This window comes from Chryseobacterium sp. G0162 (assembly GCF_003815715.1).
Classification (GTDB): domain Bacteria; phylum Bacteroidota; class Bacteroidia; order Flavobacteriales; family Weeksellaceae; genus Chryseobacterium.
Genome location: NZ_CP033922.1, coordinates 1,425,449 through 1,448,231, shown reverse-complemented (window position 1 = coordinate 1,448,231; position 22,783 = coordinate 1,425,449). Strand labels below are relative to the sequence as shown.

The 22,783-nt window shown below is 35.7% G+C and carries 24 protein-coding genes; 5 read left to right on the top strand and 19 right to left on the bottom strand.

Annotation, left to right across the window (positions count from 1 at the left end):
• Positions 1-54: 54 nt before the first annotated feature.
• The 15 genes from EG344_RS06700 to EG344_RS06630 all read right to left on the bottom strand — a co-directional run bounded on the left by EG344_RS06700 (position 55) and on the right by EG344_RS06630 (position 13,928).
• On the bottom strand, positions 55-573 hold the full coding sequence (locus EG344_RS06700; protein ID WP_123908812.1) for a hypothetical protein: 519 nt from the start codon (positions 571-573) through the stop codon (positions 55-57).
• Positions 574-600: 27 nt separating this feature from the next.
• Positions 601-1,290 (bottom strand): SGNH/GDSL hydrolase family protein, encoded by a 690-nt coding sequence (locus EG344_RS06695; RefSeq protein WP_123908811.1) that lies wholly within the window; start codon positions 1,288-1,290, stop codon positions 601-603.
• 26 nt (positions 1,291-1,316) lie between these two features.
• Positions 1,317-2,876, bottom strand: a complete 1,560-nt coding sequence (locus EG344_RS06690; protein WP_123908810.1) for a sodium:solute symporter — start codon at positions 2,874-2,876, stop codon at positions 1,317-1,319.
• Positions 2,877-3,135: 259 nt separating this feature from the next.
• A complete protein-coding gene (locus EG344_RS06685; protein WP_002984420.1) occupies positions 3,136-3,423 on the bottom strand; it encodes a GNAT family N-acetyltransferase in 288 nt (95 codons plus the stop codon).
• A 3-nt stretch (positions 3,424-3,426) separates the two neighbouring features.
• A complete protein-coding gene (locus EG344_RS06680) occupies positions 3,427-3,822 on the bottom strand; it encodes an OsmC family protein (protein WP_123908809.1) in 396 nt (131 codons plus the stop codon).
• Positions 3,822-4,040: a (4Fe-4S)-binding protein gene (locus EG344_RS06675; RefSeq protein ID WP_123908808.1), complete on the bottom strand. Its 219-nt coding sequence runs from the start codon at positions 4,038-4,040 to the stop codon at positions 3,822-3,824. The genes EG344_RS06680 and EG344_RS06675 overlap by 1 nt, the downstream gene beginning before the upstream one ends.
• A 1-nt stretch (position 4,041) precedes the next feature.
• On the bottom strand, positions 4,042-4,620 hold the full coding sequence (locus EG344_RS06670; RefSeq protein ID WP_123908807.1) for a TMEM175 family protein: 579 nt from the start codon (positions 4,618-4,620) through the stop codon (positions 4,042-4,044).
• Positions 4,613-5,152 (bottom strand): NADPH-dependent FMN reductase, encoded by a 540-nt coding sequence (locus EG344_RS06665; RefSeq protein WP_123908806.1) that lies wholly within the window; start codon positions 5,150-5,152, stop codon positions 4,613-4,615. The genes EG344_RS06670 and EG344_RS06665 overlap by 8 nt, the downstream gene beginning before the upstream one ends.
• Positions 5,153-5,172: 20 nt before the next feature.
• Positions 5,173-6,072, bottom strand: coding sequence for a pirin family protein (locus EG344_RS06660; RefSeq protein WP_123908805.1), 900 nt, complete (start codon positions 6,070-6,072; stop codon positions 5,173-5,175).
• Between the two features lie 48 nt (positions 6,073-6,120).
• The gene (locus EG344_RS06655) at positions 6,121-6,432 is read right to left on the bottom strand and encodes a GNAT family N-acetyltransferase (RefSeq protein ID WP_123859230.1); all 312 of its coding nucleotides are present in this window, start codon (positions 6,430-6,432) and stop codon (positions 6,121-6,123) included.
• A gap of 228 nt (positions 6,433-6,660) precedes the next feature.
• Positions 6,661-7,536, bottom strand: a complete 876-nt coding sequence (locus tag EG344_RS06650; RefSeq protein WP_123908804.1) for a pirin family protein — start codon at positions 7,534-7,536, stop codon at positions 6,661-6,663.
• A gap of 125 nt (positions 7,537-7,661) precedes the next feature.
• Positions 7,662-9,065 carry an MFS transporter gene (locus tag EG344_RS06645; protein WP_123908803.1) on the bottom strand — a complete coding sequence of 468 codons (1,404 nt, stop codon included), beginning with the start codon at positions 9,063-9,065 and terminating at the stop codon, positions 7,662-7,664.
• A gap of 141 nt (positions 9,066-9,206) precedes the next feature.
• Positions 9,207-10,049 (bottom strand): hypothetical protein, encoded by an 843-nt coding sequence (locus tag EG344_RS06640; RefSeq protein ID WP_228412872.1) that lies wholly within the window; start codon positions 10,047-10,049, stop codon positions 9,207-9,209.
• Positions 10,050-10,326: 277 nt separating this feature from the next.
• On the bottom strand, positions 10,327-11,994 hold the full coding sequence (asnB, locus tag EG344_RS06635; protein ID WP_123908802.1) for an asparagine synthase B: 1,668 nt from the start codon (positions 11,992-11,994) through the stop codon (positions 10,327-10,329).
• Positions 11,995-12,722: 728 nt separating this feature from the next.
• Positions 12,723-13,928: an RsmB/NOP family class I SAM-dependent RNA methyltransferase gene (locus tag EG344_RS06630; protein ID WP_123908801.1), complete on the bottom strand. Its 1,206-nt coding sequence runs from the start codon at positions 13,926-13,928 to the stop codon at positions 12,723-12,725.
• A 403-nt stretch (positions 13,929-14,331) separates the two neighbouring features.
• Here EG344_RS06630 and EG344_RS06625 point away from each other — a divergent pair, with 403 nt between their 5' ends.
• Entirely contained in the window at positions 14,332-14,676 is a 345-nt protein-coding gene (locus tag EG344_RS06625) for a zinc ribbon domain-containing protein YjdM (RefSeq protein WP_027373877.1), read from the top strand.
• A gap of 320 nt (positions 14,677-14,996) precedes the next feature.
• Here EG344_RS06625 and EG344_RS06620 read toward each other — a convergent pair whose 3' ends face one another.
• Positions 14,997-15,932, bottom strand: a complete 936-nt coding sequence (locus tag EG344_RS06620) for a sulfate/molybdate ABC transporter ATP-binding protein (RefSeq protein ID WP_123908800.1) — start codon at positions 15,930-15,932, stop codon at positions 14,997-14,999.
• Positions 15,933-16,007: 75 nt separating this feature from the next.
• Here EG344_RS06620 and EG344_RS06615 point away from each other — a divergent pair, with 75 nt between their 5' ends.
• A complete protein-coding gene (locus EG344_RS06615) occupies positions 16,008-16,667 on the top strand; it encodes a YceI family protein (protein ID WP_123908799.1) in 660 nt (219 codons plus the stop codon).
• Positions 16,668-16,794: 127 nt separating this feature from the next.
• Positions 16,795-17,805 (top strand): phenylalanine--tRNA ligase subunit alpha, encoded by a 1,011-nt coding sequence (pheS, locus tag EG344_RS06610; protein ID WP_123859238.1) that lies wholly within the window; start codon positions 16,795-16,797, stop codon positions 17,803-17,805.
• 273 nt (positions 17,806-18,078) lie between these two features.
• Here the strand turns inward: pheS and EG344_RS06605 are convergent, their stop codons facing one another.
• On the bottom strand, positions 18,079-18,849 hold the full coding sequence (locus EG344_RS06605; RefSeq protein ID WP_123859239.1) for a DUF3108 domain-containing protein: 771 nt from the start codon (positions 18,847-18,849) through the stop codon (positions 18,079-18,081).
• A gap of 151 nt (positions 18,850-19,000) precedes the next feature.
• Between EG344_RS06605 and EG344_RS06600 the strand changes: the two genes are divergently transcribed.
• Both EG344_RS06600 and EG344_RS06595 read left to right on the top strand, forming a co-directional pair.
• The gene (locus EG344_RS06600) at positions 19,001-20,056 is read left to right on the top strand and encodes an NAD(P)/FAD-dependent oxidoreductase (RefSeq protein ID WP_123908798.1); all 1,056 of its coding nucleotides are present in this window, start codon (positions 19,001-19,003) and stop codon (positions 20,054-20,056) included.
• A 12-nt stretch (positions 20,057-20,068) separates the two neighbouring features.
• Complete coding sequence (locus EG344_RS06595) at positions 20,069-20,398, top strand: 2Fe-2S iron-sulfur cluster-binding protein (protein ID WP_045493683.1); 330 nt, start codon at positions 20,069-20,071, stop codon at positions 20,396-20,398.
• 78 nt (positions 20,399-20,476) lie between these two features.
• On the opposite strand, the gene EG344_RS06590 is transcribed toward EG344_RS06595, so the two are convergent.
• Together EG344_RS06590 and EG344_RS06585 are read right to left on the bottom strand one after the other, a co-directional pair.
• A complete protein-coding gene (locus EG344_RS06590) occupies positions 20,477-21,058 on the bottom strand; it encodes a TIGR00730 family Rossman fold protein (RefSeq protein ID WP_123908797.1) in 582 nt (193 codons plus the stop codon).
• A gap of 177 nt (positions 21,059-21,235) precedes the next feature.
• A complete protein-coding gene (locus EG344_RS06585) occupies positions 21,236-22,678 on the bottom strand; it encodes an aminoacyl-histidine dipeptidase (RefSeq protein ID WP_123908796.1) in 1,443 nt (480 codons plus the stop codon).
• Between the last annotated feature and the right edge of the window lie 105 nt (positions 22,679-22,783).

The window sequence follows — 22,783 nt, the reverse complement described above, 5'->3', positions numbered from 1 at the left end:
AAAAATCCGGATATGAAAACCCGGATTTTGATTGATTTGAATATTTTTAAGCTTTTAACAGCCTTCGTTGATGTAAACTGTAATTTCTGTAACAATATTATTAACAAATTTAAATGTTAACTGGGTTCCGGCATCATAGTCTTCAATATTAAAGTATCCTGCATCTTTAATACGTTTGCCATGATCATCTACCTCCGGTCGAACACTGAATATAGGATAGTTTTTATATGTATTGATAAGCTCATCTCTGGTGCTTCCGACACCCATTCCGCTTTTGGTTCTGAATTTTTTACTGGTAGTTGTCATTCCGGCAATGGTAACTGCATCAGGTTTGGCTTCTCCGCCATAACCCTGGAAGACTTCAATATTAATAGCCTCTCCGTTGTATTTTACAGTATTCTTTTGTTGTCCATCAGAAATTTTAATTTTAGCTCCTGATATTTTTTCTGCTTCACTTTTTTCCATAAAGATTTTGTAAGGCCCAATTCTTAAAGTAGACACTTCAAAATTCTCCTGAGCTGCTACAGATCCGAAAGTTAATACAAAGATGAAAAGTGAAATAATTTTTTTCATAGTTAATAGAATATATTTTTTGATTTTTTATTTTTTTCCTAATGCTTTATGGATTGCATTTTTAATCATTGGTTCCATGATTGTATATCCTGCAGGAACCGGATGGATGCCATCCTTTGAGAGTCCTTCACGCATCCCGCCCTGTGCATCCCGCATTGCAGAATTATAATCTACAAAAATGAGTTTTTTGCTGCTTGTATACTGCTTTAATCTGTGATTCAAGGCGTCTACTTTTTGAGGAACATCCGTTATTTCTTTACGCCATGGGAACTCTGCTGCGGGCAATATGGAGGCAATGATTACTTTAATTGCGTTATTTTGAGCAATATCAGCCATGGCTTTGATATTATTAAAAGTGAAATCGGGATCATAAATGCCTGTATTCTGTGCAATATCATTGGTTCCTGCATTAATGATCACCAGTTTTGGTTTTAAAGCAACAACATCATTCTGAAAACGCAGCAGCATCTGTGAAGTAGTTTGTCCGCTGATTCCTCTGCCTGTATAATTGTTTTCAGAGAAAAATTCAGGATGACTCTTTACCCAGCCTTCTGTAATAGAATTGCCCATAAAAACAACGTCCACTTTCTTCTTTGAACTTAAAATGCTTGTATTTTCATCTTTGTACTTTGTAAGATTGGCAAAATCAACAGCACTCTGAGCTTTTACAAATGTACCGGCAAACAGACTAAAAGCCAGAAAAACAAATAATTTCATTACTTATAATTTGTGGTTACTTTTGATTAAACAACTCTCAAATGTTGCTTGTTTTTTACCATCCATAAGCCGATAAATGTTAGCAGCCCATTAAGAACGATAAGTTCTACACCAATTCTGTAGTCTGTATAAGTGGTGACTGCGAAATTGATTAAATAAGTGATAATAGGAGCCAGAATCGTTACGGTAAGAATCGAATACTTTTTTGAAATCTGAAATTTCGTAAAAATTCCAAAAGCAAAAAGTCCAAGTAACGGTCCGTAAGTATATCCTGCAATTTCCATAATCAGATATACGATAGATTTGTCATTCAACGCTTTGAACACCATAATTAATATGAAAAATAGGACGGTGAATGTCAAATGCACTTTCATACGAAGGCTTTTTTTCTCTTTTTCAGTTTTGGTTTTATCTTCATTAAGGTTTAATAAATCTACACAATACGAACTTGTTACTGCAGTTAATGCCCCATCCGCAGAAGGGAATAAAGCTGAAATTAATCCAATAATGAAAATAACAGAAATAGCCATTGGGAAATATCCGTTAAGAGATAACGCTGGGAACAGGTCATCTCCCATAATATTTTTGATGTTTCCTGCAGTATCTTTGAAACCGAAAATATTGCTCACAGGATCTGTTCCGGTAGTTCCATATTCTGCTCCATGTTGTAACGCAAAAAGGTAGAGAAGACCACCCAAAAATAAAAATGCAAGATTAACAAACAGAAGAGTTCCTGCGAAAGTTAACATGTTCTTCTTTGAGTTTTTAAGATTGTCTACAGAGATATTTTTCTGCATCATCTCCTGATCCAAACCGGTCATGGCAATGGTGATGAAAATTCCACCTAGGATGGTTTTAAGGAAAAATGTCTTGGAATTAGGATCAAAATTGATAAAGTGAGTATAATTTTTCTGTTCTAAAATTGTATAGGCTTCACCAAAAGACAGGTTTAGGTTAGATAAAATATAAACAATACAAGCTACCAAACTGATAATCATGAAAGAGGTCTGTAAAGTATCTGTAATGACAATGGTTTTTACACCACCTTCAAAAGTATAGAGTAGAACCATCAGTAAAAGAACCATGGAAGTAACCCAAAACGGAACCCCTAATCCTTCAAGGAGGAAAAGTTGCAATACATTGACTACCAGATATAATCTTGCAGTAGCTCCAATGGCTCTTGATATAATAAAGAATATCGATCCGATCTTATGGGCTTCCACATTGAATCTTTTTCCCAAATATGTATAAATGGAAGTAAGGTTCATCTTATAATACAGAGGCAGGAGGATGGCTGCAACAATAAAATACCCGATGAAAAAGCCGATTACCATCATATAATATTCAAAACCTCCATAAATATATTCGGAACCGGTCATTTTCCCGACGGTTCCCGGAACTGAGATAAAAGTAACCCCACTTAAGCTGGTCCCTATCATCCCAAATGCAACGAGCCACCATTTACTTTTTTTATTACCGATAAAGAAAGACTGGTTGTCAGAATTTCGGCTGGTGAAATAAGAGATCACCAAAAGGCCGATAAAGTAGATAAAGACAAACAGCAAAAGGACAGTTCCTGAATTCATGCTTAGATTTTAAATTTTAGCAAATATATAAAAAAGAACCATCGTGAATCGTGAATTTAGTTTAGAGACAATTTTTATATAATTACTCCAGGAAGTAACTTCACGATTCTGTTTTAAATCTGGTACAGTTTTTTCTAAACTAATGATAACAGTTCGCTTCATCAGATCGATTGAAAATCGATTCATTCTTTGTTCACTTCATGAAAAAACCTTCCAGATCAGCTCTGAAAGGTTTGTATTGTAAGGGTAGAAATTTTGACTAATTCACCAAAACATCCTGTAGCTCCTCGCTCTTTTGGAAACTGGCTTTAGCAAAAGGGCAAAGCGGAATAATTTTTTTTCCGTTTTTTCTTGCAAAATCTACAGCAGCCAAAAGCATTTCCTTACCTACCCCTTTTCCGTTGTAGGCTTCTTCTACCTCGGTGTGGTCAATAATAAATCTTTCTTCTCCTGCCCAGGTGTACGTCATCATTCCTGCGCGTCTTCCATCTATGAAAGCTTCAAAACTTCCGTGTTTTTCGTCGTTATTTTGTTTTACTTCGATCATGTTTTATGAGAATTTAGTTAATATTTCTATATCGTTGGTTAATATTTTGTGTACAGGACATGCATCAGCAATCGTGTGAAGTCTTTTCATTTGTTCAGGATCCAAAACCCCTTCAAAAGTAATATCTCTTTTGAAGATCGCTCTTTTGGTCAATGGATAATTTTCAAGTTCCACTTCTACATTGATGTTTTCTACATCCCATTCTTTTCTTTCAATGTACATCCTTAAAGTAGCTGCCGTACAGCTTGCTAAAGAAGTAGCCAGAATTTCCATCGGATTGAACCCTTTATTTTGTCCACCTTTATCTAAAGGTTCATCAGTAATGATTGTATTTTCACCGGCTGTTACCTGCGTATAATATTTTGTTTTTCCTAAACTTGCTTTTACCGTTACTGCCATTATTTTTCAGTATTGAATTTATAACTTAATGCTCCTGATGGGCATTGATCTATCTGTTTTTTCAGTTCTTCAGGGGTTGCATTGGTTGCTTTTATCCAAGGTCTTTCTTTCGGATTGTATACCTGAGGAAGCAGTTTTACACATACAGCCGAGTGGATACACTTCTGAGGCTGCCAGATGACAGTAATGTCGCCGTTGGGATATTCGTGTGTTTCCATATTAATTGTCTTTTAATGATTTTTCGATTCTTCTGTCCGGAATCAGCCATATAAGAGCCACAATGTAATAAAAACCTATGGCAATATAAGGATAAAAAAATGAAGTAGCGATTCCCAGAATATAAAATATAATGGATATATTCTCTTTATACTTTGAATGTATGGCCTCTTTCAATGGTGAATTTTCACCTTCACATCGGATAATAACATTCTCCAGAATGCTATAGGCTATGGCACATAGAACAAGTATGATACCATAGGTTGCTACAGGGTTTTCTGCAAAACCGGTAGTTCCGATCCATTCTGTAGCAATAGGCATCATGGAAAGCCAGAATAACAAATGAAGATTGGCCCAAAGAATACCTCCGTTTACTTTTTTTACCGTCTGAAATAAGTGATGATGATTATTCCAATAAATTCCAACATAGATAAAACTGAAAATATATGCTAAAAATTTAGGGAGAAGAGGTTTGAGACTTACCCAGCTGCTTCCTTCCGGTACTTTCAGCTCAAGAACCATGATGGTAATGATGATGGCTAAAACACCATCACTGAATGCTTCCAGTCTTCCCTTAGTCATTGGTCTTAACGCTATTTTTAAAGTTCTCAATTTTTGTTTTTAGCTCGCTCAGCATATCAGGATTGATAATTCCACTTTCAAGATCAAAATTCTCATAGAACTTTGGCAGTGAAAAAGTATCTTTGATATCTGCAGCGAACTGTGGAAAGAATGTTTTTGCCGTATTCATCACATTTCCGCCACCATAACCACCGGGAGAAGTACTCATCAGAAGCATTGGCTTATTTTGAAATACCTTTACATTAATCCTTGAAGCCCAATCGAAAATATTTTTGAAAGCAGCACTGTACGATCTGTTATGCTCTGCCAGGGAACAAATAATGATATCACATTCCCCGATATTCTTTAAAAATTGGTGCGCTTCATCCGGAAAACCTTTCTTTTCGAGGTCTACGGAAAAAACAGGCATAGTGAAATCATTGAGGTCAATAAGGTTGATCTCTTCCTCCTGGAAATCTTTTAAAACAAACTTTACCAGCTCTCTGTTGATGGAAGTAGATGAAGTACTCCCTGCAAATGCAAATATTTTCATGGCTTTTCTATGAAATGGAATTACTTTCTGTTTAAAATTGACTTGGGTAGTGGAACAAATTCCTGTTCATCACCTGGAACCAAAGGAAATGCATCATGATTCTGATCGTTCCAGTTTACTTTAGCCTGGTCGATTATCTCTTTATCAGAGTTCACAAAATTCCAGAAAATAAAACGTTCCTCATCGAAAGGTTCGCCTCCGAAAAGGTATACTGTACCATTTTCACTCATATCAAACTCACAAAGTTTAGTATCCTTTGCAATCATCAGCTGCTTTGAACCATAAGTATTCCCTTCAGTAGTGACTGTTCCGTCCAGAACATACATCGCCGCTTCCCCATAAAGATCTTTACCTATACTTATTTTCTTAGGCTCTTTGGTTTTTATTTCGATGAAAAATAATTTACTATGTACCGGAACAGGAGAGGTTTTTCCAAATGCTTCACCCGCAATTAATTTATATTGAATTCCATCCTCTTCCCAAACCGGAATTTCATCCGCTTCAATATGATGGAAAGTAGGCTCAGACTGTTCAAGGTGTTTGGGTAAACCTACCCAGATCTGGAAACCGTGAAGTCTTTTATCGCTGTGTCTCAAATATTCCGGAGTTCTTTCAGAATGTACTACTCCTTTACCGGCAGTCATCCAGTTAACAGCGCCAGGTTTGATTTCAAAGGCGCTTCCAATACTGTCTCTGTGGAAAATAGAGCCTTCAAGCAAGTAAGTTAACGTAGAGAGTCCGATATGTGGATGGGGAGGAACATCAAGATTTTGATAATCCTTTAATTCAGAAGGTCCCATGTGGTCAATAAAAACAAATGGCCCTACGGCTCTTTTTTCACGAAATGGGAGCAGCCTTCCTACCAGAAAGTTTCCGATGTCGGCGGCTTTTTCTTCGATAATAAGTCCAATATTTGACATAATGATGTAATGCTTTTAATGTTTGTTTAAATAAATGTTGATGAAGATTTACAGTTTATCGTATCCGTTAAATTTTTCATCTACGATACGTTTCCATTCAGGATGTTTTTTGATAAAGGCAAAAACATACGGACAGAACGGAAGGAGCTTTTTACCGCTTTCTTCAATATAGTTCAGCGTCTTTTCCACTACGGCAGCAGCTGCACCTGTGCCTGCCAGTTCAGGTTCTGCCTCAGTGTGTATCAATGAAATTTGGTGAGACGTTTCACGATAATCAATAAAAGCATAGTGCCCGTTAAGCTCTATTTCAAATCTTTTATCGGTTTTTACAAGGGGTATGTTTTCAAATTCTGGTTTCATAATTTTTGTATTAAGGTTGATGAATGGGCTTCGTGTTTAAAGCGATCAATATCTTTTGTTTTTATATATGAGAAATCTTGCTGAGAAAACAAACCTTATAAGTTTATACAACCTATAAGGTTTATCTCTCTGCATACCATTAATCTTTAATTTTTACCTGATATAATGATATATAAAGTTAGTAAAAAAGAACTTATTTAAGATTAAGGAAAATTTAATTCTATCCTTTTACTCTTCAAGGTAACCGAATTTTCCGGTATTGAAATCCTCAAAAGCCTGCATAATTTCCTCTCTCGTGTTCATAACAAAAGGTCCGTGAGGAAAGATGGGTTCATTAATAGGCTCTCCACTGATAATTAAAACAATAGAATCTTCCTGTGCCTCTATAGTAAAGCTTTCTCCCTCATTTTTAAACAGTGCAAAATGATCTGCTTTAACCTGTTCTTCTCCATTGATGGTTATACTTCCTTCAATCACCAAAGCTGCTGTATTAAAGTGGGCAGGAAAATTAAATTCTGCTTTACCACCAGCCTTAAGCTTTGCATTCATCATGTGAATAGGGGTGAAGGTGAAGGCTGGACCTTTATTTCCGTTATATTCTCCTGCAATCACTTCTATAAAACCATTTTCGGCAAGGTCAACTCTTTCCATCTTAGAGTTTTCAATCGCTTGGTATTTTGGGGTACTCATCTTATCTTTTGCCGGAAGGTTTACCCAAAGCTGAACCATTTGAAAGATTCCACCTTCTTTTGCCCATTCTGTTTCGTGATATTCTTTATGAAGAACTCCTTTGGCAGCTGTCATCCATTGTACATCACCTTCTCCGATAATACCACCGCCTCCAGCACTGTCATGATGTTCTACTTTGCCGCTATAAGCTATGGTTACGGTTTCAAAACCTCTGTGCGGATGAACTCCTACACCTCTTGGTCTTTCAGAACCATTGAAATGAAATTTTGAATTATAATCAAGCATAATGAACGGATCCATTCTTTTCATATCTAATCCTTGTACACCAGGAATAAAATTATGAACTCTAAAACCGTCACCTACAAAGTGTGCAGGTCTTGGAGATACTACTATTTCTACTTTTTTAGTTGTCATAATATTGTTGATTTTATGTAAACAAAAATACCATACTTATAAAGCAAATGCATTGACCTGTGATAAGTTCGTATAGTAGGAAAAGGGAGATTGTAAAAAGGTTGATAAAGCTAATAAAACCTTAATTAGTCTTCCTTAGATTTCATATTCTTTCCATCCGAAATGTGTAACCTTCTAAACACAAAACCTGATAGAATTGTTAATATTCCTACAGTAAGAAAAGTATACCGGAAAGCATTATGCGTTTCCCCTTTGATGAGGTCAGAGTTTTCAAATATTTTTAAAACAATCAATCCAAAGGCAATTCCGAAACCGATGGCGAGCTGCTGATTAACAGATATTAAAGAGTTGCCACTACTGGTCTGAAAATTCCGGAGATCAGCAATGGAAATTGTATTCATAGAAGTGAACTGAATAGAGTTGAAAAATCCCAATACTGCAATAATAGGAACAAACCAATATAACGAAGTGTGAATATTTGGAATAGCCAGCATACAGATCAGGGTTCCAATGATAAAAGTATTGACCATTAATGTTTGTCGGTAACCATATTTATCCAGAATTTTAATAACAGATGATTTCCCGAATATAGCCGTCAGCGCCATCGGAGCAATGATCCATCCTGAAGTTACAGCAGATTGTTTATAAGCAATCTGAATCATAAGCGGAAGCAATAATGGAACTGAACTGATTCCTAGTCTTGTAGCCAGATTTCCTACAATTCCCACCCTAAAAGTTCTGACCTGAAACAGGTTGAGAGGAAAAATAGGATGCCCTTCTTTTTTTGCATGTTTATAGTAATAATAAAGAAACAGGAATCCAAGGATAAATACAATGAGGACCGGGGTAATATTCTGCATATTCCCAAAAAGTTCTAATGAAATGGAAAGCAGGAGAGAGGCGGCTGCAAAGATTAAGAATCCTTTAAAGTCAAAATCAACATCATCAGATTTATAATCAGGCATAAATTTTAATCCTAAAATAATTCCTAAAAAACCAATCGGAATATTGATGAGGAATATCCAGTGCCAGGACAGGTAATCAACCATGTAACCTCCTACTAATGGTCCAAGAACTGGCCCGATAAGTGCAGGGATAATTGCAAAGTTCATTGCCTTAAGTAATTCACTCTTATCAAAGGTTTTAATGAGCGCTAGCTTTCCAACCGGAGTCATCAGACTTCCTCCGACTCCCTGAATAACCCTTGAAATAACAAGATGAGTGAGATTTTGGGATAAAGAACAAAACAAAGAACCCAAACTGAATAATACCAACGAGAAAATGAATACTTTTTTAGTTCCGAAGCGGTCTGCCAAAAATCCACTTGCAGGCATGAAAACCGCTAAGGTCAATACATAACTGATGATGGCATTTTGCATGTTCAGCGGAGATTCGTGAAGATCTTTTGCAATGGAGGGTAAAGAAGTATTCAGGATGGTTGAATCCAGCATTTGCATGAAAATAGCAGTGGCCAGAATCAATGGGAGAATTTTCTTTATGGATACCTGTTGAGGGCTTGTTTCTGTCATTTCGTATAGGCTGGAATATTCAATAAACTTCCAGGCTTATTTTATTTGAAGAAAGTGCTTGCTTTAAGCAGTTTGATTCTTAGATCAAGAAATCCATATAAAATTAAAAAAGTCCTGCGAAATATCACAGGACTTTTTGATTTATTTTTTAGGCTTTTCTACTCCTTTCCATTCATCACCGGCTTTTCTATACTGGCTTAAAGTGAAATTTTTGAAATCCTTGGTTTTGTATTCAATATTATCGGTATTCTGCTCAAAAGGCATGATATAATAATATTCTATATCTGTTTTATCGGTCTTGTTTCCTTTTTTTACAGTCGGAACATATTTTGAAAACTTATAGCTTGGAAGATATTGTCTTAATCTGGTGTAGAATGATTTGTCATCTTTTTCACTAGGAATAATATCTACAATATTCAAATCATCTTTTTTCTTATCTACCCAAAGATAGTAGGTTTTTTCTTCTCCTAAATTTCTGTTGTATGAATTGAAGGCAAACAATTCTTTTGGAACCAATTCTTTGATTTTTTCAGGATCAACCTTTGTATAGAATTGTCCTTTTGAAGGGTCAACGTAAGTTTCAAGGTTGTACATTAATACAGAATTGTTCTCAAAATTCTTGTTCTTGAAGTATTGATTTAAAGATAATTCTGCAGTAGCTCTAAGCTCTTTATCTCTTTTATCCAGTTTTTTTGTTGGATTCTGAGGATTTACTTTTTTTACGAATTCATATAATACTACAGGCTTTATATCCTTAAGGTGAGGATAGGTTTTAAGCTGCTCAGCTTTTACCAGCCAGTAAAACTGTTGATAATAATCGTCCTTATCAGCATCTTTCACGCTTTTATATGCTAAAGCAAGCTTTTTTGAGTTCAGATATTTGCCATATTTTCCCTGTCCAAAAGCAAAACTGATAGATAATAAGGCAAACAAAACAGTAAGGTTTCTTCTCATTTTTTTATAATTGATATTTTCGTTTTCCAAATATAATTATTTATTAGATATTATTTTTGATTGTCAGTTAAATTGTGCCATATTGTTATTGTTAATTCAAAAAATAATCCTGTATTGCTACAGGATTAATAAATTATTGTGGTAGTAGTTACAAAGAAGGGGTGTAAGTGTATGATTTAAATATTAAATTTTAATAGTGAATTTTGCTTCGCAAGCGAATCGTGAATTCATCGGGCATCACGATAACTTTAACCCTTAAAGATCACCATTGACTCTATAACATTCCCACTCTCAAACTCTCCAACCTCTAATAGGAAGTTTCGTGCACTTTCACTGCTCTTCCGCTTGGATCATTCATCTTTTTGAAAGCTTCATCCCATTCCAGAGCGATAGGAGTGGAGCAGGCTACTGACGGAACTGATGGAACAGTTGCTGCAGCAGTTTCACTAGGGAAATGTTCTTCAAAAATAGTTCTGTATCGATATTCCTCCTTATTTTGTGGAGTGTTTAACGGGAATCTGAACCTTGCGTTAACCATCATCTCATCAGTAACCTCTTTTTCAGCAACTTCTTTTAGAGTATCAATCCATGAATATCCTACACCATCTGAAAACTGTTCTTTTTGTCTCCATGCAATAGAGGCGGGAAGAATATCTTCAAAAGCTTTTCTTAGTACCCATTTTTCAATTTTCCCTTCAGCTACCTGTATCATTTTATCTTGTGGGTTGAGGGTCATGGCAATATCCATAAATTCTTTGTCAAGGAAAGGAACTCTTCCTTCTATTCCCCAGCTCATTAAAGCTTTGTTCGCTCTCAGACAGTCATACAAATGAAGCTTTCCGAGTTTTCTTACTGTTTCATCATGGAATTCTTTAGCATTAGGAGCTTTATGGAAGTACAGATATCCCCCAAATAGTTCATCTGAACCTTCTCCGGATAATACCATTTTAATTCCCATTGATTTGATGACCCTTGCTAAAAGATACATCGGGGTAGATGCTCTGATGGTTGTTACATCATAAGTTTCCAGATGATAAATTACATCACGTATCGCATCCAATCCCTCCTGGACTGTAAAGTTGACTTCATGGTGAACAGATCCGATATGTTCCGCTGCTTTTTGTGCTGCAACTAAATCAGGAGACCCTACAAGTCCTACTGCAAAACTGTGAAGTCTTGGATACCATGCTTCCTGAGTGTCTCCGCTTTCAATTCTTTGTCTTGCAAACTTGGCTGTGATAGCAGAAATAACAGAAGAGTCTAGTCCCCCTGAAAGCAATACACCATAAGGAACGTCACTCATCAGTTGTCTGTGAACAGCATCTTCAAGCCCTTTTCTTAGTTTGTCAATATCGGTTTCGTTCTCTTTCACATGGTCAAAACTTTCCCATTCTCTGGTGTACCATTGCTGAAGTTCAGCTCCGTCTTTGCTGTATACCAAATGTCCTGGTAAGAAGGTTTCAATCTTTTTGCATATACCTTCCAATGCTTTTAGTTCAGAAGCTACATAATAGTTTCCGTTCTTATCCCATCCCTGATAAAGAGGGCAGATTCCCATATGATCGCGGGCAATCAGATAAACTTCATGTTCCGTATCATACAATGCAAATGCGAAAATACCGTTCAGTTTTTCCACAAAATCTTTTCCGTATTTTCTGTATAGTGCCAGAATAACCTCACAATCAGATTGAGTCTGAAATTCATAATCAGGAAATTCTTCTTTTAATTCTCTATGGTTGTAGATTTCACCGTTTACAGCTAATACTACTTTCCCGTCTTTAGTAAATAAAGGTTGCTTTCCGGATGTTGGATCTACAATGGCTAATCTTTCGTGAGAGAAAACTACTTTCTCATCCTGAAAGACCCCACTCCAATCTGGTCCTCTGTGACGGATCTTTTTTGACATTTCCAAAACCTGAGGCCTTAATATCTCAGTTTTTTGCTTGGCATCGAATAAACATACAATTCCACACATATTTTTATTATTTATGAGACAAAAGTAAAAGGGATGTTTATAAATAACAATGAAAAATATGTATAAGTTTAATTTTTTAATTAAATAATTTATTTTAAAGAAAAAAATTAACTATTCATAAGAATTTGTATGTTTTTGATTGATTTTTTTCGTTAGGCTAAAGTTAATCTAATCTCTATACGAAATAAAAATGACATATTTCTTAATATATGATAATTTATTATGCAAACTTTAGCCCTTACTTTGTGGCTCGAAATAATTTTTTTTCATCATTTGTGTTTTTACCTTCTTGCAATTCTCATGCAAGAAGGTTTTGTTTTTATAGGCTTGTAATATGCTCTTGCTAGTAAGAAAATAAAATTTTTCTTACTAACTATATTATTCAGGCTTTAAAATGATTTTCCTGCTTTAAAATAAGAGGAACAAACATTATCAGCCGGCTATTTAAATGAGTAATCGTTTTGTGAATGGTTTTCGATGATAAGAACCGATATACTGGTTTCCATTAAACTATGTAGAAAACAGGCAAAGTAAAAAGGTAAGTTCAGTTCTTGTATTCATATTTTATAATCTACTGTAGGTAATTTATGTTAATAAATATCCTTACAGCATCAAAACGGTTAATCTATAGGGTTAGTAGAGAACAGAATATAAATGTTACATATTTGTCTAAAAAAACAAAAAAACTACCCCGTGGAGTAGTTTTTAATTTATAATGGTAGAGTCAATTAAGAAACTCTTTCAATCAATGCCATATAGAATCCATCGTATCCTTCGCTAGGCATTACCTTTTCATCCTTAATCATTTTGAATCCAGGGTTATTTTTAAGGAATTCTTCTACCTGCAGGTTATTTTCAGAAGGTAGAATAGAACATGTTGCATACACCATCTTTCCACCTTTTTTAAGAATTTTAGAATAATCCTGAAGAATCTGCTGTTGCTCTTTTTTGATTCTATCAATAAAGTCCTGATCGATTTTCCATTTGCTGTCCGGATTTCTTTTCAATACTCCAAGACCTGAACATGGGGCGTCAATCAATAATCTGTCTGCTTTATCATGAAGGCGTTTGATTACTTTGTTGTCAGAGATCATACGGGTTTCAATATTGTGAGCTCCGGCTCTTTTAGCACGACGCTTTAACTCGGTCAATTTCCACTCGAAAATATCTAAAGCTATGATCTGACCTTTATTTCCCATCAGTGCTGCCAGGTGAAGTGTTTTTCCTCCAGCACCTGCACAGGCATCTACCACTCTTTGTCCCTCTTTTACATCCAGGAAATATCCGATCTTCTGAGAAGAAGCGTCCTGAACTTCAAACAAACCTTCTTTAAATGCTGTGGTAAGGAAAACATTCTTTTTCTCCTCCAGTTGTACTGCATCTGGATAGTTTTTAATAGGAAAAGACGCAACACCTTCATCTGAAAGGTCAGAAATAAGTTCCTTTGTTGTTGTCTTTAATGAATTTGTTCTTAAAACAGTAGGAGCCTGTTCATTCAACGCAATCATTTCTCTTTCCCATTTAGCTCCCAATTCTTTTTCCAACGTTTCCGCCAACCAGTCTGGGATAGAATGTTCAATAGCTTTGGTTGGAACTGTATTCTTTTTAAGCTTGGTAAGAATGTCCGCAATTTTAATTCCGTCAAACTCTTCAAACTTTTTATAATTGGTCTTGCTCCAAAGAAGGTAAGCAATGATAAGTTTATAAATATTGTTAGGTTTTACCCCTTCGCCCATATAATATTCAAGGCGTTTTTTCCAACGGATAATATTGTAGAAAATCTCAGAAACAACGGCTCTGTCCTGGCTTCCCCATTTTTTGTTTGCTTTTAAAAGTCTTTCAATAACTTTATCGGCATATTTGTTTTTCTCAAAAAATGTCTCCTGTAAGGCATCGTGAATTCCGATTGCCAAGTTTCTGTGAATAAGTTCCATAAGTTTGCTTCGCTGTTTGAATCTGCAAAAATACGAATTAAAGTTGAGAGTTGAGGTTTGAGTTGGAGAGTTTGAGACTTACACGGTTGAGATGAAATGATAGAAATAAATCCTAGTACTGAATCTGTAAATGTTTTTTCTGAAGATTTATATATTTTTACTCAGTTACAACAGTCTTTCATTCAGGGGTGGCTGAACTCAAATATTTGCTTAAATGAAATGTCTTTAAGAACAAAATGTATAGGGTTCATCAATATACTTTATTTTCTTTACAGTTACCTTATCTAAAGTATAGTAATTCACTTGTTGGTGTAAAACAAATAAGTGTTTATTGTCTACTATACTGGCCTTTATCTCTTGACTTTAACCTTGAAAAAGCCCTACCTTTGCAAAAAATTAAAATATGAGTGATACAGTACTTTGTCCGAAATGTAGCTCCGAGTTTACCTATCCGAGCGATAACATGATGGTTTGTTCTCAGTGTTTCTACGAATGGAATCCTGAAGAAGCAGCTTCTGAAGCAGCAAACGAGGGAAAAATATTAGACTCTAATGGAAATGAGCTTCAGGATGGGGATTCTGTAGTGGTTGTAAAAGATCTTCCTGTAAAAGGAGCACCAAAACCGGTAAAAGCTGGAACTAAAGTGAAAAATATCCGCTTAAGACCAGGAAGCGATCATAATATCGACTGCAAAATTGATGGGTTCGGAGCAATGGCTTTAAAATCAGAATTTGTAAAGAAAGCATAATTACAATTGCCTTTTACTATGGGTTAAAGGCCATAAAAAAAGGAAAAAATTGGACAGAGTAATCTTTCAATAGACTTAATTGCAAGATTGCTAATGTCCGTCTAAAAGGCAGAAAGAGAAATAACCAATAATTTCCTTATGCTGTGGAAATACAAATGTAAGAAAAAGTTTAATAACAGATTCTTATGTTTGTATTTTTTTTGTTGATAAATGTAAGGAAATGTATGAGTTATATACTTTTTTAGAAGATGGAAAGGGCTTGCGGATCTAGGAATGCTTAGGCTTGAATATTCCCCGTTGGTGATCTCAATTCTCTTCGATTAAGTAAATGAAATATTCACAGAATCATGTAGTTTTTCATCAGTGTACATTACCAATTCCTTATTCTTTGCTTTAATTTTATTCCAATGGTAATTTCCTGCAAATCTGCTTTCCAAAACCTCAGCTTCAAGACCATTTTCAGAAACTTTTATTCCTTTTGGATAATAGAAAAATTTTGAAAGCTGGAAATCTGCTGCTTCAGATTCACTGAAGATATTCACTTCACCAAATAATTTGGCAACATAAGAATTGTATGGATTTTTGTAAGTTTCTTCCGGACTGTCATTCTGAATTAACCTTCCATTCTGAAGGATAACAATCTGATCCAGCCATGGCATAATGTCCTGGAGTTCGTGGGTAGAAATAATCAGAGAGATCTGATGTTCCTTTACATATCGGAAAAGTCTTTCTCTAAGCTCAATCTTTCTTGGAAAATCAAGATTACTGAAAGGTTCATCAAGGATAAGCAGTTTAGGTAAAACGGACAGTGCTCTTGCAATAGCAACCCTTTGTTGCTGCCCGCCGCTTAAATATTTAGGAAGTACATCAGCAAACTCCTGAAGTCCTACTACTTCAAGAAGTTCCATGACGGTTTCTCTTTTCTTGGTTAAATTGATATTCGAAATAAATTTACCCACATTTTCAGCAACAGTGGCATAAGGCATAAGGTCAAAATTCTGTGCTACAAACTTCATTTCAGCTTCTCCGGGAACAAGGTTTCCCTTGGGACCCAATAGTTTGGCTCCATTAAAAAAGATATCTCCGCTTTCCCAATCAAGCAGGCCATATATCAGGTTTAAAAGGGTAGATTTTCCACATCCACTTTCTCCTGCCAGGGCAATGATTTTATTAGCCTCAAATCTTAAATTAAGGTTTTGAAACAACGGTTTTTCTTTGGTGTGGGAGAAGAATAAATTGTTTATTTCTAAAAGCATATTACAAATGTAAGGTTTTTATGAAAACATAATTTTTTTTATTATATTAGCGGGAGTAATAAAAATAAATCAAAAATGAGAAAAAAACTGTTTTCGTTAGCTATTCCTGCTTTATTCGTTGCTGCTGTAATGGTTTCTTGTAAAAAAGATAAACCGCTTACCAGTGAAGGTAATGAAGTGACTACAACCAAGGATGGTAACCAGTACACTTTGGATACGCTAAACAGTAAGGTTGAATGGAAAGGATACAAAGTATTTAAATCTGAGAATACGAGTCACTTCGGAACCATCAGGTTTGAAAGCGGTGATGTAACAGTGAAGGAAGGAAAACTGGAAAGCGGTAAATTTGTTGCTGATATGAATTCCCTGACCTCTGTAGACTTGAAAGACAGTCCTGATGATATGGGTAAATTAAACGGTCATCTTAAGAGTGGTGATTTCTTTGAAGTAGAAAAATTCCCAACGGCTTCTTATGAAATTACAAAAGTTACTCCTGTTACAGAAGGTGATTATAATACTCTTTTGGATGGTAATTTAACCATTAAAGGAATTACTAAGCCGGTTCAGTTTAAAGCTAATGTTTCCGTGAAAAACGGAGAAGTAAGTGTAGCTACTGAGCCTAAGGATATCAAAAGAGAAGAGTTTGGCGTGAAGTTCCAGGCTCCTGCTGAAAACGGAGTGATTAAAGATGAGGTAACTCTTCAGATCAACGTTAAAGCCTTAGAAAAGAAATAATTTTTTTATTTAAGTGAAATAAGTGATTGAAGTCTGCCTCCCGAAAAAGAGGCAGATTTTTTTATGACGGACCTATTATTCAACTTAAAAGTCGTATTTTTGCAAAACATTTTGAAAGGGTAAAATAATGATAGAAAAGATAGAAGAACTACTGATCGAAGTAAACGGCTTCAATGCTACCTCTAAGGAAGAGATAGAAAACTTCCGTATCAAGTACAACGGTAAAAAAGGAGTTCTGAATGATTTTTTTGAAAAATTTAAAGAAGTTCCTAACGACCAGAAGAAAGAATTCGGACAGAAGATCAATACTTTGAAGCAGGCTGTTGCTGTGAAACTGGAAGACTTGAAAAGTACTTCTGCATCTTCTGTTGTAGTAGAAAAAGAAGATCTTACAAGACCTGCATTTCCATTAGATCTGGGATCAAGACACCCGATCAACCTGGTTAAAAACAGAATTATTGACATCTTTAAATCCATTGGATTTGCTGTTGCTGATGGTCCTGAGATTGAAGATGACTGGCATAACTTCACGGCATTGAACCTTCCGGAATATCACCCGGCAAGAGATATGCAGGATACGTTCTTTATTGAGCAGAATCCGGATATTCTTTTAAGAACGCATACTTCTTCTGTACAGACTCGTTTTATGGAAGAAAATCAGCCGCCTATCAGAATTTTATCTCCTGGAAGAGTATTCAGAAATGAAGCCATTTCTTCACGTTCTCACTGTATCTTCCATCAGATTGAAGGATTATATATTGATGAGAATGTAAGTTTTGCGGATTTAAAGCAAACGATTCAGTTCTTTACCACTGAACTTTTCGGAAAGTCTAAAATCAGAATGAGACCTTCTTATTTCCCGTTCACGGAGCCAAGTGCTGAGATTGATGTGTATTGGGGATTAAACTCTGAAACTGATTACAGAATCACAAAAGGAACAGGTTGGTTAGAAATCATGGGTTGTGGTATGGTAGATCCTGCGGTATTGAAGAATGTTAATATTGATTCTGAGAAATATTCAGGATATGCATTCGGAATGGGTATTGAAAGAATTACCATGCTTCTTTACCAAATGAGCGACATCAGAATGTTCTTTGAAAATGATATAAGAACCTTGGAACAATTCAAGACATTATAAAAATAAACCTCCGGAGCTCCGGAGGTTTTTGTTTTTAATTACTGACCTAAGAAACAAAACGTAATTAAAAACTGATCTTATTGAAAAATTTACACGTGTCTGTTTCTTATATCCATACTTCGGGTACGCTAGGGATCCAAACGAAGTATTGACATGGCAGCCTCATTGCTGCTTCTATTAGTAAGACAATCTGTATTTGGAATCTATTACATTCAAAATAAAAAATGTCTGTAAAAATTACAGACATTGATTCTTTAAAAAATTGGTATACGTTTACTTAGTAAATTTTAAAGGATATTTTACGTTTTTGTAATCATCAATACTTGCTTTAAGAGACCCTACCGCTAATTCAGCTTTCAAAAGCATTGGCAGGTGGTTGGCGTCATTGGAAACCCACATTGTTACCCCTTCTTTTTCTTTGAAAACCCTTCCGCTTTTTACAGACGGAATAATTTTTAAACAATTGATCGTACCGAATTTTGTCTTTAAATTCTCAGTTCCTGTCACTTTAAGCTGAAAAGGGAACATTTCATCATCAATCCATACATTCATATTGATTACTGTTCCTACTTTTAATTCATCCGGGCTTTTGCTTCGCAGATAATAGAAACAGGAAAGCATATCCTGAACACCTTTCACAGATTTGATAACCTTTGAGCCATTGGCCGGCGTTTTCTTATCCGTTAAAATTAAAGTATTGTTATCGTGATTAAAAGCGGTTTCAAAATGCTGACGGTAGCTTCCTTCACGTACATTTCGAACATAGTAGCTAGGTAATCCGCTTGCGCTATCAATAAAACTTTCATAGAGGTCTTCTACTTTGAAGAAAGCCTTTACTGCACCTGTAGTTTGCCCGGTACCTTTTACATAAAGATGAGGAGCACCTTTATAAGTAGTCTTTTTAGTAGTAAGATTGGCGGTTCCGGCATTTAAGAAGCCGTAGTGGATTCTAAGGGTGATGGATTCGCCGTCTGCGATGTTATCAATCTGGGCAGAGCCTAAAAAGAATATAAATACTGCAAAAAGGTTTAAAATTTTCTTCATGATAAGACATTTACAAAAACATTGCCAAATTTAATATCTTAAATAATAGATATTTGACAAATCTCAGGTTTTTATTTAGAATCAATTAAATATGCTTCGCATTAAAATTAGTAAATTTGCAGTTACATGTATAATTAAATTATCTTAAATTATGATAACCACTGATATATTGATCATAGGTGCAGGGCCTACAGGGCTTTTTGCCGTTTTTGAAGCAGGTCTTTTAAAAATGAAGTGCCACATTATTGACGCACTTCCACAACCGGGAGGGCAATTGGCTGAACTTTATCCGAAGAAACCTATTTTTGATATTCCGGGGTATCCTTCAGTAAACGCTGGAGAATTAGTGGATAATTTGATGGAGCAGATCAAGCAGTTTCAACCTGGATTTACATTGGGAGAAACAGCCGTTTCTTATACAAAAGTAGATGATGAGTGGTTTGAAGTGGTTACTAACAAAGGAACTGTTCACAGATGTAAGGCGATTGCTATTGCAGGTGGATTGGGAACTTTTGAGCCTAGAAAACCTACGTTCGAAAATGTAGCTGATTATGAAGAGAAAGGGTTGGAGTATTTCGTTAAAGAACCTGAGCACTTCAGAAATAAAAAAGTAGTGATTGCCGGAGGCGGAGATTCTGCCCTTGACTGGAGTATTTTCCTTTCTAATGTAGCCAGCGAAGTTACTTTGATCCACAGAAGAAATGAGTTCAGAGGAGCTTTGGATTCTGTAGAAAAAGTTCAGGATCTGAAAAACGAGGGAAAAATCAAGTTGATTACTCCTGCTGAAGTAACTGGTATCAGAGGAGATGGAAAAGTAGAAGCAATTACTGTACAAAAAGATGGTGAGGATGCTTTTGAAATTGAAACAGATTACTTTATTCCATTATTCGGATTAACTCCAAAATTGGGTGAGATCGGAAATTGGGGACTGAATATCGAGAAGAATGCCATTGTTGTAAACAATGCTCTGGATTATCAGACTAACATTGATGGTATCTATGCAATCGGAGATATCAACACATATCCTGGAAAGCTGAAGTTGATTCTTTGTGGTTTCCACGAAGCAACTTTAATGTGTCAAAGTGTTTACAACAGATTGAATCCTGGTAAGAAATTCGTACTAAAATATACTACTGTAAGTGGAGTAGATGGGTTTGACGGAAGCCGTAAAGAAGCAGAGAAGGCTGTTGTGAAAAAAATTGACTAATTTTGCAGAATTATGTCAGATATTAATATTAAAATCACCGACAGAGAAGGTGTAACCCACGATGTTATTGCTCCAACGGATATGTCCATGAACTTAATGGAGATTATCCGTTCCTATGAATTGGCTGAAGAAGGTACTATTGGTGTATGCGGCGGAATGGCGATGTGTGCTTCATGCCAGGTTTATGTAATCAATGATCCTGGTCTGGAACCAATGGGAGATGAAGAAGATGCTATGCTTGCTGAAGCTTTCCATGTGAAAGATAACAGCCGATTAGGCTGCCAGCTGCATATTGCAGATGCCATGGAAGGGCTTGAAGTGGAAATTGCTCCTTATCCCTAGAAAATATTTTTTAATCTTAATAATAAACCCGTTCGAGTTTTTCGAACGGGTTTTGTTTTTTATTTAATTAAGAACAGATTATATTTCTTCCTTAGAAATCCATTTTCCAACGGTGGGAGCCTGATAGTTTTTCATTTTTTCTAATAGCTCGTCTATATTATCACTTACTAAAAGCATATCTCGATTTACAGCCTTTAAAAAACCTTTGTTCACCATATTTTCTACCAAATTGATGAGGTCATTGTAGAAGCCGTCAATATTCAGAATAGCAATAGGTTTTTTATGAAGACCAAGCTGTGCCCAGGTAATCATTTCGAAGAATTCTTCCAGTGTTCCATATCCTCCGGGAAGCACGATTACGCCATCACAAAGCTCACTCATTTTCGTTTTTCTTTCATGCATTGTTTCCACGAGAACTAGTTCAGTAAGGCTTTTATGAGCAATTTCCTTAGCCTGTAAAAAATGAGGGAGAATACCCGTTACCTTTCCGTTTTCACTTAATGCTCCATTGGCTATCGTTCCCATTAAACCGGTTTCCGAACCGCCGTAAATGAGTTGTATATTTTGTTTTGCTAACGTTTGTCCAAGTAAAAATGCCTGCTCTTCATAGATTTTATCTGTGCCGAAACTTGAACCACAGAATACCGTAATACTTTTCATATTTGAATGTCTTTTTATTAAAGCTAAAAAAGGTAAGAAAATATTCATTGAAATTCTAAATTTTAATTTACAGATTCTTATTATTCTTAATTTCTTAATATAGCTTAATGATTGGGTTAAATTAAAAATATCCAAAATCATAAGACTTTGGATATTCAATATAGATATTTTCCTATTCTATTTCTGAGGAATATTCGCTAAAATATCTTTCAGGAAGCTCCAGAATTTCTGAGCTGATGGAATATTTGCTTTCTCATCAGGAGAGTGCGCTCCTCTGATGGTAGGTCCGAAACTTACCATTTCCATTTCAGGATAATTAGCACCAATGATACCACATTCTAAACCTGCGTGACAAGCTACTACATGAGGTTTTTCATTGAACTTCTCTGTATAGATCTTTTCCATGATCTTTACGATTTCAGATCCTGGTCTAGGTTTCCATCCTGGGTATGAACCGCTGAATACTACATTCATTCCCGCTAATTCTGCTACAGATTTCAATTGTTCTGCAGTAGAATATTTAGAAGAGTCTACAGAAGATCTTGTAAGGTTAAGAATCTTCAATTCCCCACCTTTCAATTCAACTCTAGCTACGTTGTTGGATGCTTCTACAAGGTCCGCTACATCCGGGCTCATTCTGTATACTCCGTTGTGAAGAGCTTTTAAAGTAAGGATTACTTTTTTAGAATCACCTTCGGAAATCGCTTTATCAGAAGACGTAGAGTTTTCAATATTGATTTGAAGACCTGCTTCTACAGATGCAAATTCTTCTAAAATTTCTTTTTTAAGAGCAGTGGCATCTTCAATGAATTCCTGTGCATTTCTTACAGAGATGATGGCAACCCCTTCTCTTGGAATTGCATTTCTTAATCCGCCACCATCAATAGAGATTAATTCCAGATTTTGCTTTTCCAACCCTTTGTAAAGAAGTCTTCCCAAGATTATGTTTGCGTTTCCGAAACCTTTATGGATATCCATTCCTGAGTGACCTCCCTGTAAACCTTTCACTTCAATTCTTACCACTTGTCCTTTCGCAGCTTCTGTTGCATAGTTTTGAGTGATGGTCACATCAACACCTCCTGCACAGCCGATGTCAATTTCATCATCTTCTTCCGTATCAAGGTTTAATAGGATTTCTCCTGTAAGCTGTCCTGGTTTTAAACCGATAGCTCCAGTCATCCCTGTCTCTTCATCAATGGTAAATAAAGCTTCTAGTGCAGGGTGAGGAATATCTGAGCTCTCAAGGATAGACATAATGGTAGCCACTCCTAAACCGTTATCAGCTCCTAAAGTGGTTCCTTTTGCTTTTACCCAATCACCATCAATTTCCATTTTGATTCCTTCTGTTTCGAAATCGAAATTAACGTCATTGTTTTTCTGACAAACCATATCCAAATGCGACTGAAGCACAATCGATTTACGGTTTTCCATTCCTGCAGTAGCAGGTTTTTTAATAATTACGTTTCCTACTTCGTCTACAGTAGTTTCTAACCCTAAATTTTCACCAAATCCTTTGATGAAAGCAATTACTTTTTCCTCTTTTTTAGATGGTCTTGGAACTGCATTTAATTTGGAAAAGTTTTTCCAGATTATTTGCGGTTCTATAGTAGATAATTCCATTGAAATTTATTTTTCTCAAATTTACAAAATAAAAAATGCTTCCGTGGGATACAGAAGCATTTTTATGAATTATAAAAGAACGAATAAGCAAATTGTTGGATGAGC

Excerpts from the sequence above, each read along its gene's own strand:
- EG344_RS06595 (WP_045493683.1), top strand. The coding sequence starts at position 20,069 with ATGTCAGATATTAATATTAAAATCACCGACAGAGAAGGTGTAACCCAC.
- EG344_RS06670 (WP_123908807.1), bottom strand. The coding sequence starts at position 4,620 with ATGACTAAGGGAAGACTGGAAGCATTCAGTGATGGTGTTTTAGCCATC.
- EG344_RS06665 (WP_123908806.1), bottom strand. The coding sequence starts at position 5,152 with ATGAAAATATTTGCATTTGCAGGGAGTACTTCATCTACTTCCATCAAC.
- EG344_RS06625 (WP_027373877.1), top strand. The coding sequence starts at position 14,332 with ATGAGTGATACAGTACTTTGTCCGAAATGTAGCTCCGAGTTTACCTAT.
- EG344_RS06680 (WP_123908809.1), bottom strand. The coding sequence starts at position 3,822 with ATGGCAGTAACGGTAAAAGCAAGTTTAGGAAAAACAAAATATTATACG.
- EG344_RS06675 (WP_123908808.1), bottom strand. The coding sequence starts at position 4,040 with ATGGAAACACACGAATATCCCAACGGCGACATTACTGTCATCTGGCAG.
- EG344_RS06585 (WP_123908796.1), bottom strand. The coding sequence starts at position 22,678 with ATGGAATTATCTACTATAGAACCGCAAATAATCTGGAAAAACTTTTCC.
- EG344_RS06695 (WP_123908811.1), bottom strand. The coding sequence starts at position 1,290 with ATGAAATTATTTGTTTTTCTGGCTTTTAGTCTGTTTGCCGGTACATTT.
- EG344_RS06660 (WP_123908805.1), bottom strand. The coding sequence starts at position 6,072 with ATGTCAAATATTGGACTTATTATCGAAGAAAAAGCCGCCGACATCGGA.
- EG344_RS06650 (WP_123908804.1), bottom strand. The coding sequence starts at position 7,536 with ATGACAACTAAAAAAGTAGAAATAGTAGTATCTCCAAGACCTGCACAC.
- EG344_RS06645 (WP_123908803.1), bottom strand. The coding sequence starts at position 9,065 with ATGACAGAAACAAGCCCTCAACAGGTATCCATAAAGAAAATTCTCCCA.
- EG344_RS06590 (WP_123908797.1), bottom strand. The coding sequence starts at position 21,058 with ATGAAAAGTATTACGGTATTCTGTGGTTCAAGTTTCGGCACAGATAAA.
- EG344_RS06690 (WP_123908810.1), bottom strand. The coding sequence starts at position 2,876 with ATGAATTCAGGAACTGTCCTTTTGCTGTTTGTCTTTATCTACTTTATC.
- EG344_RS06700 (WP_123908812.1), bottom strand. The coding sequence starts at position 573 with ATGAAAAAAATTATTTCACTTTTCATCTTTGTATTAACTTTCGGATCT.
- EG344_RS06605 (WP_123859239.1), bottom strand. The coding sequence starts at position 18,849 with ATGAAGAAAATTTTAAACCTTTTTGCAGTATTTATATTCTTTTTAGGC.
- asnB (WP_123908802.1), bottom strand. The coding sequence starts at position 11,994 with ATGTGTGGAATTGTATGTTTATTCGATGCCAAGCAAAAAACTGAGATA.
- EG344_RS06600 (WP_123908798.1), top strand. The coding sequence starts at position 19,001 with ATGATAACCACTGATATATTGATCATAGGTGCAGGGCCTACAGGGCTT.
- pheS (WP_123859238.1), top strand. The coding sequence starts at position 16,795 with ATGATAGAAAAGATAGAAGAACTACTGATCGAAGTAAACGGCTTCAAT.
- EG344_RS06620 (WP_123908800.1), bottom strand. The coding sequence starts at position 15,932 with ATGCTTTTAGAAATAAACAATTTATTCTTCTCCCACACCAAAGAAAAA.
- EG344_RS06655 (WP_123859230.1), bottom strand. The coding sequence starts at position 6,432 with ATGAAACCAGAATTTGAAAACATACCCCTTGTAAAAACCGATAAAAGA.
- EG344_RS06630 (WP_123908801.1), bottom strand. The coding sequence starts at position 13,928 with ATGGAACTTATTCACAGAAACTTGGCAATCGGAATTCACGATGCCTTA.
- EG344_RS06685 (WP_002984420.1), bottom strand. The coding sequence starts at position 3,423 with ATGATCGAAGTAAAACAAAATAACGACGAAAAACACGGAAGTTTTGAA.
- EG344_RS06615 (WP_123908799.1), top strand. The coding sequence starts at position 16,008 with ATGAGAAAAAAACTGTTTTCGTTAGCTATTCCTGCTTTATTCGTTGCT.